The organism is Paenibacillus mesotrionivorans (assembly GCF_046098205.1).
GTDB classification, from domain to species: Bacteria; Bacillota; Bacilli; order Paenibacillales; family NBRC-103111; genus Paenibacillus_AR; species Paenibacillus_AR mesotrionivorans.
In genome coordinates, this window is record NZ_JBJURJ010000004.1 from 113,974 (window position 1) to 128,298 (window position 14,325).

The 14,325-nt window shown below is 57.2% G+C and carries 12 protein-coding genes; 7 read left to right on the top strand and 5 right to left on the bottom strand.

What is annotated here, in order from left to right:
* Positions 1-660: 660 nt before the first annotated feature.
* From ACI1P1_RS07155 to ACI1P1_RS07175, 5 genes are all read left to right on the top strand, one after another.
* Entirely contained in the window at positions 661-1,998 is a 1,338-nt protein-coding gene (locus ACI1P1_RS07155) for a sensor histidine kinase (protein WP_416215678.1), read from the top strand.
* Between the two features lie 39 nt (positions 1,999-2,037).
* Positions 2,038-2,709 carry a response regulator transcription factor gene (locus ACI1P1_RS07160; RefSeq protein ID WP_416215679.1) on the top strand — a complete coding sequence of 224 codons (672 nt, stop codon included), beginning with the start codon at positions 2,038-2,040 and terminating at the stop codon, positions 2,707-2,709.
* Positions 2,710-2,908: 199 nt separating this feature from the next.
* Positions 2,909-4,567: a DUF2339 domain-containing protein gene (locus tag ACI1P1_RS07165; RefSeq protein WP_416215680.1), complete on the top strand. Its 1,659-nt coding sequence runs from the start codon at positions 2,909-2,911 to the stop codon at positions 4,565-4,567.
* Between the two features lie 274 nt (positions 4,568-4,841).
* Entirely contained in the window at positions 4,842-5,564 is a 723-nt protein-coding gene (locus ACI1P1_RS07170; protein ID WP_416215681.1) for an HAD-IA family hydrolase, read from the top strand.
* A 19-nt stretch (positions 5,565-5,583) separates the two neighbouring features.
* Entirely contained in the window at positions 5,584-6,360 is a 777-nt protein-coding gene (locus tag ACI1P1_RS07175; protein WP_416215682.1) for a DUF817 domain-containing protein, read from the top strand.
* An 882-nt stretch (positions 6,361-7,242) separates the two neighbouring features.
* Here the strand turns inward: ACI1P1_RS07175 and ACI1P1_RS07180 are convergent.
* The 4 genes from ACI1P1_RS07180 to ACI1P1_RS07195 are packed head-to-tail and all read right to left on the bottom strand — an operon-like array spanning position 7,243 to position 10,838.
* Positions 7,243-8,088 carry an ABC transporter permease subunit gene (locus ACI1P1_RS07180; RefSeq protein ID WP_416215683.1) on the bottom strand — a complete coding sequence of 282 codons (846 nt, stop codon included), beginning with the start codon at positions 8,086-8,088 and terminating at the stop codon, positions 7,243-7,245.
* Positions 8,085-9,065, bottom strand: coding sequence for an ABC transporter ATP-binding protein (locus tag ACI1P1_RS07185; protein WP_416215684.1), 981 nt, complete (start codon positions 9,063-9,065; stop codon positions 8,085-8,087). Before ACI1P1_RS07185 ends, ACI1P1_RS07180 begins: the two co-directional genes overlap by 4 nt.
* Complete coding sequence (locus ACI1P1_RS07190) at positions 9,062-10,315, bottom strand: hypothetical protein (protein ID WP_416215685.1); 1,254 nt, start codon at positions 10,313-10,315, stop codon at positions 9,062-9,064. The genes ACI1P1_RS07185 and ACI1P1_RS07190 overlap by 4 nt, the downstream gene beginning before the upstream one ends.
* Positions 10,284-10,838: a sigma-70 family RNA polymerase sigma factor gene (locus ACI1P1_RS07195; RefSeq protein WP_416215686.1), complete on the bottom strand. Its 555-nt coding sequence runs from the start codon at positions 10,836-10,838 to the stop codon at positions 10,284-10,286. The genes ACI1P1_RS07190 and ACI1P1_RS07195 overlap by 32 nt, the downstream gene beginning before the upstream one ends.
* Before the next feature lie 205 nt (positions 10,839-11,043).
* Between ACI1P1_RS07195 and ACI1P1_RS07200 the strand changes: the two genes are divergently transcribed.
* Both ACI1P1_RS07200 and ACI1P1_RS07205 read left to right on the top strand, forming a co-directional pair.
* Positions 11,044-12,678 carry a thiamine pyrophosphate-binding protein gene (locus ACI1P1_RS07200; RefSeq protein WP_416215687.1) on the top strand — a complete coding sequence of 545 codons (1,635 nt, stop codon included), beginning with the start codon at positions 11,044-11,046 and terminating at the stop codon, positions 12,676-12,678.
* A gap of 45 nt (positions 12,679-12,723) precedes the next feature.
* Entirely contained in the window at positions 12,724-13,098 is a 375-nt protein-coding gene (locus tag ACI1P1_RS07205) for a carboxymuconolactone decarboxylase family protein (protein ID WP_416215688.1), read from the top strand.
* A gap of 224 nt (positions 13,099-13,322) precedes the next feature.
* On the opposite strand, the gene ACI1P1_RS07210 is transcribed toward ACI1P1_RS07205, so the two are convergent.
* Entirely contained in the window at positions 13,323-14,297 is a 975-nt protein-coding gene (locus tag ACI1P1_RS07210) for a DMT family transporter (RefSeq protein WP_416215689.1), read from the bottom strand.
* Between the last annotated feature and the right edge of the window lie 28 nt (positions 14,298-14,325).

Sequence of the window (14,325 nt, forward strand, 5' to 3'; positions counted from 1 at the left end):
GGCGTGACTGAAAACTCCGAGGGGAGCAGATTAGCCTGAGTTTTTGTTCCAGGCAAGGTGCTTTTTGAAGGCGTACCGGGGGTACGTCAAGCAAAAGTAAAGCAGGATGTGGTAACCTTCGAACCGGACGCCGACCGCCGCTGCGCCAACAATAACGTAACGGAACTATCCGACCCTTAGAGACGAAATTCCGCCATCTGGGCGGGGTAACGGAACTCAGCGGCCGTTAGCGGCGGAATTCTTACGATTTCGCCGCTTCTTAGCCTGCTAAGGGCGTCTCAGTTCCGTTAGCTTCGGCAAACCACTGTTTTAAGCTTGTAAGAGTTACTCCGTTCCGTTAGCCCATCGTCCCCTCCGCCTTAGCCATTCTTTAGCGTAGCCGTCCCCGTCCATCCGTCATTGCATTGCGCGCCAACGATCCCCAGTGTATTTGCGCAGGAACGGGGGAAGTCGGCAGCACGAGGACGGCAGAGTGCGATGGGCTGGGGAAGAGCGGTGTGACGTGCGTTGGGCGATACGAGGGCGGCCAGTCCATACCCTCCCGGACAACCCCTGGAGCCGGCTTTCGGGAGGACGAATTTTTTTGTCCGGCTTTTCCGCAGCCGCTTCACGAAAATGGTATAATAAGGCATACGAAAACCGGGGAGTGTCCAGTCTTCTATGCTTGCAGTCCTGATTATTTTATGGACAGTGGGTCTTGTCCTGCTTGTCTTTGATCCGCGTAAGCCCTCTGTCCGGTGGATGGCCGGATTCCTGTTCTGCGGCGGGGCCGGCGGGCTTTCCGCTGTCATCGGCGATACCCTTATGCCTTACGGGGACATACACGGCTATACCCCGTCCATGCAGGAGTGGCTGGACCGGGCCAGAATTGTCTTTTCGCTGCTCCAGTATTACGGGCTGCCCTTCACCTTCATCATGTTTGCCTCCCATTATAATCCAACCCGGCTTTCCGCCAATCTGCGCAAGGCTCTTCCGTATGCGGTGCTGGCGCCGGTGGCCTTTATCCTGCTCACCCTCCGCCCGGTGCATCCCATTCCCTATCGGGCTGTCGTATTCTGGGCTATACCCGTGGTGGCTGCTGGGGCTTATCTGGTGCTGAGCCGCCGGGAAACGCTGTACCTGCTGCGGCGCAACCACCGTTATACGGCCGCCGCCATTGTGCCTGCCGTTCTGTATTGCTCGGTGATGAACTATCTGCTGCCCGCTTTTGGCTTTACCGAAATGTGGCGCTACAACACATGGGCCATCGTGCTGGCCTTTGTGATTTTCGTAATCGCCATCTTCAAATACGGGTTTCTCGATATGCAGGTGCTCCTGACCCAAAGGAGGCTGGATATCTCCCTTCGGGCCATGACCTCCGGTACGGCGGTGTTAAACCATGCCATCAAGAATGATGTGGGCAAAATGAAGCTGTTTACCGATAAAATTGCCGCTTACGCTGCCGACACCAACCAGCCTGAGCTGCTGCAGGACATCCGTGTGATTGAATCGGCGGCAGGGCATATCCAGGAGATGATCGCCCGGGTGAAGGGCCAAACCCAGGAGCTGGAGCTGCGGCGGTCGCCGCTTGACCTTGGGGATGTGCTGTTGGAGCTGTCCCGACAGGTGAGTGTGGGTTTGCCTCCGTCCGTAGAGGCGCAGTGGGAGCTGGACGGTCCGCTTCCGCTGACAGCAGACCGGACGCAGCTTGTGGAGACCGTGCAGAATCTGGTGAACAATGCTCTGGAGGCGATGCCGCAGGGTGGGCAGCTGGCGGTTCGCGCCTATGCAACACCCAAGTGGGTAGTCGTGGAGGTGCGGGATACCGGATGCGGTATCAGCCGGGCGGAGCTGAAGCGGGTGCTGGAGCCCTTTTATACCACGAAAGCAGCCTCCAACCGGAATTTCGGTCTGGGTTTATCTTATTGTTATCATGTGATGAAGCTGCATAAGGGAAACCTGCACGTGGAAAGCCTCTATGGCAAGGGCACAACGGTAACCATTCATTTTCCCAAATAGTATTGCAGGTGCTGTAGAAGCCTAGAGGAGGAGGACCGCATGAAACACATCCGGTTATTGCTGGTGGAGGATGACGGGGATTGGCTGCGCGGACTGGAGGCGTATCTGTCACGGGAGCCGGACCTTCAGGTGGCGGCAGCGGTGTCTACCCGGGAGGCGGCGGAGCAGGCGGTAGGAGAGGTCCCGTTCGATGTGGCGCTGGTGGATATTATGCTGCACGGCGCTGCTGACGGCATCGAACTGGCCCAACTGATTTGCCAAACCACAACGGCCCGGGTGGTGATGCTCACCTCTCTTCAGGAGAAGGAGATGATATTCGGCGCGTACCGGGTGGGAGCCATCGATTATTTGGTGAAATCCGAGTTTACGGACATTCCCGCCGCCGTCCGGGCGGCTTTTGCCAAGGAATCGCCGATGAATGCCTATGTGGCCGGACAAATGCGGGAGGAGTTCAGGCGGCTGCGCCAGCTGGAGCAGGAATACCGGGTCAAGGAGCTGCGGGACAAAATTACCCCCTCGGAGCTCCAGGTGCTGAGGATGATCGATGCCGGCCATACGCAAACGGATATTGCCGACAAGTTGTACCTGTCTTTGCGGACCATCAAGGTCCATGTGGGCAATGTCCTGAAAAAGCTGGGCGGCAGCACCAGCAAGGAAGCAGCCCGCCAGGCCCGTGATTTGGGTTTGTTCGATGAGGAGAAACGGGGCTAGCGGCCTGTTGCCGTTTGGTTGGGGTGTACTCAAGGTTCCCATACAAATCTGCAGTTATTGCTGCAGATTCTTTTTGGCGTTCTCCGGCGGCGGTAGCGGGGGTACTAGAGAAAGTTAGTACTTATGGCGTCGGCATTTTTGCTGCAATATAGGGGTAAGACCTGGTCCTAAAACCAAACCATGAAAGGGGCTTACCCCCATGCAGGAGCTGTTCAAAAAACACTGGACGTCATTATTGGGTGCGCTGTTCGTCATCTTCTCCATTCTGTATCTGTTCAAGTACACATTGGATCAAGGCTGGATTACCAACTCCATGAAAACAGTAGCCGGGCTCCTGAGCGGAGTGGGGCTGGGCCTTGTGGGCTTCAAGCTTATTCTGAAGCAGCGTTTCCTGATTGGTGAAATCATCAGCGGCTTGGGCGGCGCCATCCTGTACGCTACCTTCGCTTTCTCCGGCATCTACTTTGCCCTTTGGGACTCCATTACCGTTTTTATCGCGATGCTGGCGTTAACCATTGGCTTAACCGTGCTGTCCTACCTGTTTGACCTGCGGATATTGATGAATCTGGCTCTCCTCGGCTCTCTGGCGGCGCCGTTGTTCCTTCGCCCCGAGCAGGATCAGACCTTCTCCTTGTTTCTGTATCTTCTGGTCCTGAACAGCGGCTATTTCTGGCTCAGTATCCGCAAGCATTGGTCGGAATTCCGGCTACTGGCCTTTGTGGGCACATGGCTGACGTATGCGGTGTATGTGCTCCATTTTGACCCCGCTATGGATACCCTGTGGAGTATGCCAGTGCGTTATGCCTCCGCTACCTTCTTCTTCTACGTGCTGGGTTTTCTCATCTCCTCCTGGAAGGTGAATGCCCGCTTCGACGGATTGAATCTTTACCTGGGCTTCGTAAATGCGGTGCTGTTCGGAAGCTGGTGTGTGGTGCTTTTGGGCGGCATTCTGGAGATGGCCTATCCTTTGGCGGTAATGGGGCTGGTTTACCTGCTGCTAGCTTGGACGGCATATGGCATTTCCGGCAGGCAGGCTACGTTTGCGGTAAGCTTCAAAGCCATAGGAGGTGTGCTGCTTCTGCTGCTGGCTTTTTCCGAAATGGGAAAGGGGCTGGCGATTAAGCCGCTGATCAGCGTTTATGTGTGGGGCGGGCTGGCAGTCCTTCTGATGGCCGGGGCCAAACGCTTCCGGATGGAAGGGCTGCAGCTGGTATCCATGGTGATCTGGGTTGGCGTCACCTCGTATTGGTTCAACACTACCTGGGAGGTGCCGCGGGGAGAATGGTTCGGCGTCTATCTTCCGTTCCTGAACGGGGCGGCCTTTGCCTGGATACTACTGGCAGCTCTGGGCTTCTGGTACTCCCTCTCCGTTTCCTTCGCCGCTCTGAAGGAAGACGGACGCAGATTCCTGTCCTGTCTCTTCGCGGTAGCCGGACACCTGATCGTCGGAGGTCTTCTAACCCTGCAAATCGGCAATATGTTCACGGAATATGATTTGGGCAGTTTTTGGATTCTGAATCTGACTCTGTCGGTGACCTGGGGAGTGTATGCTCTGCTCCTGTTCCTCTGGGGGGCATACAGCAACCAACGGTTGTTCCGGTACTTCGGCTCTGTTGTGCTGATCCTGGTTTCCGTCAAGGTGCTGTTCTTCGATCTGTCCGGTGGCGACAGTATCTACAAGGTGCTGATGCTGCTGATTATGGCTGTCATCTCCTTCACGATCTCCTACATCAATTACCGGTGGAAAACAGTGCCTGCTGCACCGTCCTCCTCCAGCGGACCGGAATATCCGGACGATGATCCGTTTCCTCTGGCAGCAGAAAGAAGAGCAGCCGGCAAGGACGCCGCAGTGGAGTAGCCGGAAGAGTCTGGTTACAGCGGATAATATGCAGCCGTATTCGCCATAAAGGCGGCAGGCTTATCTCGAAGCAGTTGTGTCACCACATCTGCTGCTGAGGGGAGCCTGTTTTTATGCGGATTATGATTCAGAATAAAAAGTGGACACCGACTATGAAATGAACAGATCGGATCAGCTAAAATAGGAAATCCCCTCACACCAACTTTCTATTTTTCCCTAGACATTTCACCTTTATGATGGCAGTATAGCGCCAAAAAGGAATGGGAGAATAGAGATGAAGCGGACAATCCAAGGCATTTTGTTTGATTCAGGCCGGGTTCTGAATGGACCCAGCACCGGGAACTGGTGGATACCGCCCCGGTTTTTTTCCATTGTGAACAAAAAAAGATACCGCTCCCTCGACAAAGCCCTCATCGCTAAAGCTTTCCAGGAAGCCAGCGCCTATCTGTCCCGACAAAACCGGGTCCGGGATATGGAGGAGGAATTTGACCTTTTCCTGGAGTTCTACTGGATTTTTTCACAGGCCTTGCCGGAGCTGGAGTTATCCGAGGAGTCCATTTGGTTATTAGCCACCGACATGGTGTACAACGGGAAGAAATACCGTTTTTTCGACGATGCGCTGGAACTGATCCCTTCACTCAGCAGAAGATACCGGCTGGCTGTGGTTTCCGATGCTTGGCCGTCCCTGGACCATGTTTTCCGTGAGGCGGGCTTGCGGCAATATTTTTCGTCCTTTGTCCTCTCCTCCGAAATTGGGGTAACCAAACCGGATGGACTCATATTTACCAGAGCGTTGGAGGCCCTTGCCCTGCAGCCGGATCAGGCGGTTCTGGTGGACGACAATCCGGCCAATTGTGAGGGGGCCCGCAAAATGGGGATCCCCAGCATCCTTTTGTGCCGGGACTGGCGCCTCTATTGGTACCACACCTTCAAAACCCGGGATTACCCGGTGGTGCGCAATTTACAGGGAGTGATGCGGTGCATCCAAGCATTTTGAAGATGGGGAGGGGAATCGGATGAAACCTGTGGTCCAGCTGCTTTATTTTGGCTATCACCAGGCCATGAGCTGCATCTTCCCAGTTGCCATATTCGGGACACTGGCGCTCACCCGCATCTGGGAGGTGCCGTTTCTGCACCGGTATGACGCCATTCTGCTGATCCTGCTTGCTGTACAGTACCTGATGTACAGCAGCGGGCTGGAGACCTGGGACGAGATCAAGGTGATCTGCCTGTTTCACGTCATCGGGCTGGCGCTGGAATTGTATAAGGTGCATATGGGGTCCTGGTCTTATCCGGAGCCAGGGGTCTCCAAGCTATTCGGTGTACCGCTGTATAGCGGGTTTATGTACGCCAGTGTGGCCAGCTTTATGTGCCAGGTGTGGCGGAGGCTGCGGATGGATATGACGGGCTGGCCCGGCGGGATGGCTTCGTTTGCTCTGGGCGGGGCCATCTACTTTAACTTTTTCACCCACCACTTTATTCCGGATTTCCGCTGGTGGCTGACGGCGCTGGTGTTTGTGGTTTTCCGCAAAACGTGGATTATCTACCGTGTGCGGGCCACTACGTACCGGATGCCGCTCAGTGTAGCCTTTGTAATTGTCGGTTTCTTCATCTGGGCTGCGGAGAATATCGCCACCTTCCTGGGCGCCTGGACATATCCGGACCAGCGGGAGGCCTGGCGGATGGTGGGCGTGAGCAAAATCAGCTCATGGTTTCTTTTGGTTATCATCAGCGTCATCATCGTGGCCCAATTGAAGCATGTGAAGGCGGCAAGAAGGGCGGAGCCGGGGTAAGCGTTGGGGTGTGGTGGGGGATTCCAAGGCTGGACGTAAACACTGTTATCTGCCTGGACCACAGTTTGGGGCAGTAGAGGCTCAGCCTCCGCTACACGGATCCTTCTGTCTGGATAAACAAACACAAAAGCCCTCCGCAAAATTGACGGAGGGCTTCGCGTGCAGCGGCAGCCAAGGTCGGAGTAATCCGGTCCCAGGCTGCTGTTGAGTTTGGTAAGGCGGGGCGCGTGTCCCGTGGTGGTTGCTGGTTTTGCGCGGGTGGGTGGGCGCGTAACGGAACTATCCGACGCTTAGAGGCTGATTTTGGCATAACTCCAACTTTAACGGAACTCAGTGACCGTTAGCCGCGGATTTGTTGTGTTTTGGGCACTTGGTGGCGGGCTAAGAGCGTCTCAGTTCCGTTAGCGCGTGCAAAGCATGGATTTTGGCTTGTAACGGTCGCTGAGTTCCGTTAGCGCATGGTGGCATCCTGGCACCGCAGCATCTTGGACGATAAGAGGCGTAACGGAACTATCCGACGCTTAGAGGCTGATTTTGGCATAACTCCAACTTTAACGGAACTCAGGGACCGTTAGCCGCGGATTTGTTGTGTTTTGGGCTGTTTATGGGCGGCTAAGAGCGTCTCAGTTCCGTTAGCGCGTGCAAAGCATGGATTTTGGCTTGTAACGGTCGCTGAGTTCCGTTAGCGCATCAGGGCATCCTGGTTTGCGGTATCTCGGATCGCGGCATCACGGATCGGTCTCTCGCATCGCAGTATCTAGGATCGGTCTCTAGCATCGCGCCATCCGAATCGCGGCATCTCGCACCGCAGCATCCTGGCACAGCAGCATCTCGTATCGCAGCATCTCGGACGGACCACCACAAAGCAAGTTAGCTCCCCAATCACAAATCCTTCCGGCTGAACGCCCGGCAGCCCAGCAGCAGCAGTACCGCCGCGTACCCTACGGTATAGAGCAGATACATGTTGGAGGGGATGCTGGGTAGGGAGAAGGGGCCGAGATCGGACAGGGCCATTCCTGCCCAATCGGCGCCGCCCAATACCTCGTAGAGGCTTCGTTTGTATACCGAATCCGTGGGCAGGAGCAGGCTGGTCACGAGAAAGAACTTTTGCACGGCGGGATGGGTGTCCCCGTAGATGGAGATGCCCTCCACCAAGCCAGTGAACAGGGCGAAGCCGTACAGCAGCGCGGCACAGATGCCGTTGCCCAGCATGGGCAGGTAAACGGAGCCCAGCATGGTCAGGGAAAGCAGCAGCAGCGGCATCCAGACGAACAGCCCCAGCCCCCGCACCAGATCACCCGCAAAAAGGGGGATTCCTGCCAGGCTGTGGACAGTCCACGCGACAGACATATACAGGATGGCGCTGTACACCGCGATCCAGACGGCATGGCCCAGCCACTTGGACAGGTACAGCCTCCAGCGGGATACGGGCCTGGCGGCTACCGCCAGCAGCAGCCCGCTCTCCTGCTCGCCGGTGACCGTTCCCATAGCAGAGAAAAGAACAAAGAAGGCGGCCAGGAACTGGGCGAAAAACAGCCCCATCACCATAAGCACCATGCCGTTCAGCAGCCGTTCGGCAGAGGAGCTTTGGCCCAGTCCCCCTGCACCGACCAATTCCCGCACACCGAAGGCGAAGAGGATCAGGAAGAGGGCGGTCAGAATAAGGGTCACCAGGAACACCCGCTTGCGGGTCAGCTCCTTGAAGGTAGCCGAAATGTATGCCGTCATGAGCGGTCACCTCCTTGCCGGGACTGGGCCATCCGCAGGAACCAGGCCTCCAGGCTGCCCTTTTCGGGGCCGGATTCATAAAGCGTCAATCCGCTCCGGATGAACAGGGAGCACAGATAACCGGCCTGCTCCCGGTCGGTGACCCGGGCGGTGAGCACCGCATCGCCGTCCGGGCCGGACTCCTCCAGCCGCAGCATGGAGGAAAGCGCCCCGCCTGCGCTTTCGTTCAGCTCCGCCCAGCTCTCCGGCAGCCAGCCGCCCAGCCGGAAGCGCCAATTGGCGGCGTTGCCGTCCTCGGCGCTGCCAAGCAGCTTGTGCAGCGGACCTGCAGCCAGCAGCTCGCCGCCGTACAGGAAAGCGGCTTCGTCGCACAGATCCTCCACATCCTCCAGCAGATGGGTGTTCAAAAATACAGTGACGCCCTTCTCCCGCAGCCGCTTCAGCAAGCTGCGGATCTCATAACGCCCGATAGGGTCAAGGGCGGAGGCGGGTTCGTCCAGAATCACCAGCTCAGGGTCCAAGAGCAGAGCCGATGCCAGCCCCAGACGCTGCTGCATCCCCTTGGAGAAGCCGCCAACCCTCCGGTCCGCTGCCTCTGCCAGCCCCACCAGCTCCAGTGTATCCCGCATCCAGCTGCGGAAAGCGGCGCCGCGTATCTCACGCGGCTGGAGTCCGCCCAGCTGGGCATGAAACCGCAGCACCTCCACGGGGGTCAGCCAATCCTGAAAGCGGAACAGCTCGGGCAGATACCCGAGCTTGCGCCGTGCCTCCGGCCGGCCCAGCGGATGGCCGAGTACGGTCCCTCCGCCGGAATCGGGGCGGTGCAGACCGGCCAGCATTTTGACGAAGGTGCTTTTGCCCGCACCGTTAGGACCCAGGAGGCCGAAGATGCTACCCTCCGGCACCTGCAGGGTAATGCCGCGGCAGCCGCCGCGGCCATTGTAGGTTTTGGTCAGTTCAGCCGTGTCAATCATCATGGCCGGACAAGCTCCTCCGCAGCCTTGCGGAAAGCGGCTTCCGTCGGGAAGTCCTGGGCAGTCCCACTCAACAGCCCCATCCGGTCCCCTTCGAGCCAGAACACATAACGGGTATTGCCGTCCGCAACCAGCAGGGCGTCATGACCGCCGAGCTTCATTGTAGTTGTGACGCCTTCATAGGCAGGTACCGGCAGGGTGGTTTGCCAATCCCCGATAGCAGCGAGCTTGGTCCGCAGGCTGTCCGGCAGCACGGGCAGGCCCAGGATGGCCTCCCGGACAGTGGCCGGATCAATGCCGCCTTCCACCGTCAGTACAGGTTTGCCGAATTGGAGCAGACGTACCGGCTTGCCCGACAGGATGCCCTCGGAAGCAATGCCATCCGGAACATGCAGCATGATGGCTTTGCCATCGGCTTGGGTGGGCAGGAGGGTTGGGCTGCCCAGACGGGCCAGCATCCGGTTGACGGCCTGCACATTCAGTGTGAAGGTAAGGGAGGATTCCGGCTGGTACTCCGGATCGCCAGCCTTCTCCAGCCGGATCAAGGAGCCGCCCAGCCGCTCATTGGCTTCCTTCCAGGATACAGTCCGGGAGGCTCCCCCGCCGGATTGTGTCAGGCTGCCGAATTGGGCCAGATTAAAGCTTTGGTCACCCTCCGGGGAGCCCCGCTCCAGCAGATTGGAGATGGCGGTCAGATCATCCGCCGAAATGCCCACACCTACCATATGCTGCACCCGGAAGGTCTGCATCATGGCTGCCAAAGCCCGGTCGCCGAGCGGTGTCGCAAACAGGCTCACCGCCACCACAGCGGCAGCTGCTCCCGCAGCCCATCTCCGCAGCCGGCGCCTGGCCGGCTTTTCTGCCCGCCAGGAGCTGTTCCCCCGGTAAGCCTGTTGCACACTCGGAACTTTCGCCGTTTCCGCGGCCGTTGCGCTTTGTACCGCTTCTACTCTCCATGCCTCCGTCTTTTTCATATCCGTTGCACCTTCCGTTTCATATTGGTTTTGAAGCTTCTCCCACCGGGCCTGAGCTTCCGCCTCCAGCGACAACAGGCCATTATCCCCGTACTTCCGCTTCAGCTTTTCGTCGATCTGTGCAGCCCGCTTTTCAAATTCAGCCAGTCTGTCTTCCCCGGGTCCATACTTCCGCTTCAACTGCTCATCCGTCCCGGCAGCCAATTGCTCAAACCGCTTCCACGCCTGGTCCGTATCAAACGCCGGCTCACCGCCGGTTCGTTTCCGTCCGTCCGCCATGCTCTTCCTCCTCCTGCCCGTATTTTTTCTTCAGCCGCTCCTCCGCACGCGCCAGCAGGGAGCCGACGATTTTCGGATTTATGTCCAGCCTGCGGGCAATCTCTTCGTAGCTGTAGCCTTCCTCCCGCAGCAGCAGGGCGGTCCGGTCCCGGTCCGAGAGCTTCTGCAGCACCCGGCGGACAACGTCCTTTTCCCACTCGCGGATCACCTCCGTCTCTCCCGAAGGAGCGGAGCCGTCCGACCAAACCGCCACACGTGCGGTTTCCTTGGCCAATAAGGTTCTGCCGGAGGCCTGCTGCCGCAGGTAATCGTAGCCCACCCGGGTCAGCACCCGGTGGAGCCAGGCACCGACGGACTCCAGCCGGTCGGGGGGATTGCGGTAGAGCCGCAGGAACACCTCCTGGGCCAAATCCTCGGCTGCCGCATAATCCCCGGTCAATGCATAGAGCTTCCGGGCCACGCCGGGATAATGCTCCCGGAACAGGCGCTGGAATAGCTCAGGTATCCGTGCGTCTTCCTTCATGGTGCCGCCGTCCCCCTTTCGTTATTAAGACGGATGCCGGGCCGGGTTTGTAGCAGGTCTCCAGAAAAATCCCGTTCCCTTTATTGTTGCAAAATTTTACAAATTATTCATTGACAAAATAAACCAAAAGATTTATTTTAAAGTAGATTCATCCTTATATTAAGGTAATATTACAGAATTTCTTACACAGGGTGGAGGAGATGTATTGAAGTCGGTTGCAGATCATTTGGCCCAGGCCCTTCGGCGCCTGGAGGTTACCCATGCATTCGGCATTATCGGCAAGTCCATTTGTCCCGCAGCATTGAAAATGGTGGATTACGGCATAGAATTTATTCCCGGGAGACATGAGGCCAGCTCCGGTTTTGCCGCAGCAGGTTATGCGCTGCAGACCGGCCGCCTGGGAGTGGCCTTCGGAACCTCCGGCCCGGGGGGAACCAATCTCCTCACCGCAGCCGCCCATGCCAAAGCCAACAATCTCCCCGTCCTGTTCATCACCGGACATCAATCCATTAAGGAGCTGGGTCTGCCCCAATGCCAGGACTCCACCTCCTATCTGGCCGATCTGGCGGATATGTTCCGGCCTGCTACCCTGTTCAGCAAGCTGGTGGAGCGGGCGGACCACTTCCCGACCCTGTTTAACCATGCCATTGCGGCTGCCCTGGAGGGCAAAGGCGGTCCCGCACATCTCTGCATTCCCTTCGATGTCCAGTCCGAGCGTCTGGAGGAGTTCCGGCTTGTGATTCCCCAGCGGGAGCCGTTGGTTAGTCTGGGCAACCGGGAACGGGCCATTGAGGCCATCAACCGGGCGGAACGTCCCGTGATTATTGCCGGCAAGGGCGTCAACCGCTCCGGCGCCCATGAGGAGCTGGTCCATTTTGCCGAAACCTTCAACATTCCGGTCGTCACCACCCCCGGCGGCAAAGGCGCCATCGCCTGGGACCATCCGTTGTACCACGGACCTGTGGGCGTAGGCGGCTGCACACATGGGGACGGGCTGCTCAATAGCAGCGACCTGTTCATCGTGATGGGCTCCCGGCTGAGCGATATGACCATCTGCAACCTGAAGCCCCAGAACCATCCGGCCACGCTAGTGCAATTTGATATAGACCCTACCTTCGTCGGCAAAATCCTCACCTCCCGGACCATCCCGGTAACCGGGGATCTGCGGCATAACCTGATGCAATGTCTGGAGGCGGCGGAAACAGCGATTTTGCCCAAGCGAGATACGGAGACCCATGTGAACTATTCGGATGCCCTGCCGGTGCTGCCGGGGTTATCTCTTGCTTCGGTGATGCAGCGGATGGTGGATTTGGTGCCGGAGCGGTCCACTCTGTATGTGGATGACGGAAGCCACGGCTTCAACGCGGTCAAATGGTACAAGGTCAAACGCCCGGGCAGCTTTGTGTTTGACTCCTATTTTGCGTGTATGGGCAACGCCATCGGCATGTCCATCGGCGCCCAATGCGCTGCCCCGGATGAAACGGTATTCTGCATTACGGGAGACGGCTGCTTTATGATGCTGGGAGCGGAGATCAATACCGCGGTGTGCAAGGAGCTTCCGGTGATTTTCATCGTGGTGAACAACAAGCAACTGGATATGGCCCTGAAGGGGATGGAAAAAACCACCGGCCGCATCGACGGAACGATTTTCGAGGTGCCGATGGATGCCAGCCAATTTGCCCGGTCCTTGGGTGCTGCCGCCTTCCGCTGCGAAACCATGGAGCAATTCGAGCAAGCGGTGCAGGAGGCCGTTTCCCTGAAGCGCGCAGCCGTGATCGAGCTTCTCACCGACCGTTCGGAAATCCCGCCTACCGCCCACCGGGTGCTGGTGATGAACTAATTTTTACAACCATTATACTTTCATTTTCCAAGGAGGAATTTGCATATGAAAGAAACATCCGAGATCGGTTTGGAGCATTTTCTTGATTTGTCCGGGGATTACGGAGCCAAGGCCCTTGCCCCCATCCAGGAGCATTTTCCGGAGCTGGCCCAGTATATTCTGGGGGTGGCGTACGGGGATATCTTCCAAACCAAGTCCATCAGTCCGGAATGGCGGGAGGTTTGCCTGATTTCCTCCCTGATCACCATGGGGCAATACGAGCAGCTGGGTGTGCATTATGCCATGGCTCTGAAGGTGGGTATGACCGTGGATGATATCAAGGGTATTCTGCTGCATCTGGTTCCCGCCATCGGCGAGCCCAAGGTCATCTCCGCCTTTAACGTGCTGCTGGCTACCTTGAAGGATTTGCAGAAGGCGTAATGCCGTTATAAAGTGAAACTCCGCCTCTTCCATAGTGGGAGGGCGGAGTTTTTTGCATTTTTTAGGGCGTGTTTGCAAACCCGCTTGAGGGCATCTTCTACTGTCTTTTCGTCCCTTGCATCGTTACTTCCGCTTGACGTACACCCGGTACGCCTTCGCGAAAGTGCCTTGCCTGGAACGAAAATTCAGCAAACTCTGCTCCCCTCGGAGTTTGCAAACACACCCTAGAAGCTGCTCTTCGTCGTCTTGAGGTTTAACGTATACCGGGGAGACAAGCTCCTTCGTTGGCTCATATTGTTCTGGACCAGCGCGAGAATCACCAAGGTGGCGCCCGCCAGCTCATAGGGGCTGATTCTGTATCCCTGGAAGCCCATCAGCACGAAGGTGGTAACGGGAACCAAGCTGATAAACAGAATGCCGTTTACGGGAGTAAGAGCCTTGAGTCCGGCGTTCCAGCTTACCAATGCCACCAGCCCGGGCAGGAGCACCATAAAGGACATTTCATATTTGATGGAGGCCAGCGTATTCCAATCCGGAACCTCGATCAGTTGGAGGGAGGACGCTGCTGCAACAATGACCATGGAGACGGCCGTTCCCAGCAGGCAGGTTAAGGTGGAGAACCGTAATGTGGACCATCCGCGGAAGCTGCTGCCTCCGAGCGAATAAAGCACCCATCCCACAACGCCGGTGAAAATCAGCAGCACGGGGAACACATGCCGGGAGGCCTCTGTGAAAAACGACAGGCTGCCGTTAGTAATCACTAACAATGCGCCGGTTAAGGCAATGCCTATACTGATCAGTGTTTTGGTATCGGGTTTCTTTTTGGTTTTGCCCCAGAGCAGGAGTATTGAGATCAACGGCATCAGCACCTCCATGATGGAGGCAGTAATGGTGCCGGCTTCCCCCATTAGATGCTGTCCGGAGAACACCAGGAAATTATACACCGTAAAGGCCATCGTCCCGCAAAAAAGCAGCTTTCCGCCTTTTCCCTCCAAACGGAAGGCGGCCTTCCCTTCTTTGAACAAAAGCAGCCCCGAGAGAATTACCGTGACCAGCAGGTAACGGATAAAGGCAAAATAGAAAGGATCTATGTACTGCAGCGCACGGTGTGCCACCGGAAACATGGCGCCCCATGACACGCTGGCTGTCAGGCAAAGCACGGAGCCCAACACCACTTTATTTTTGAACAACACCCTCATCTCCCATGCTGTGTAAAATCTTATTCAT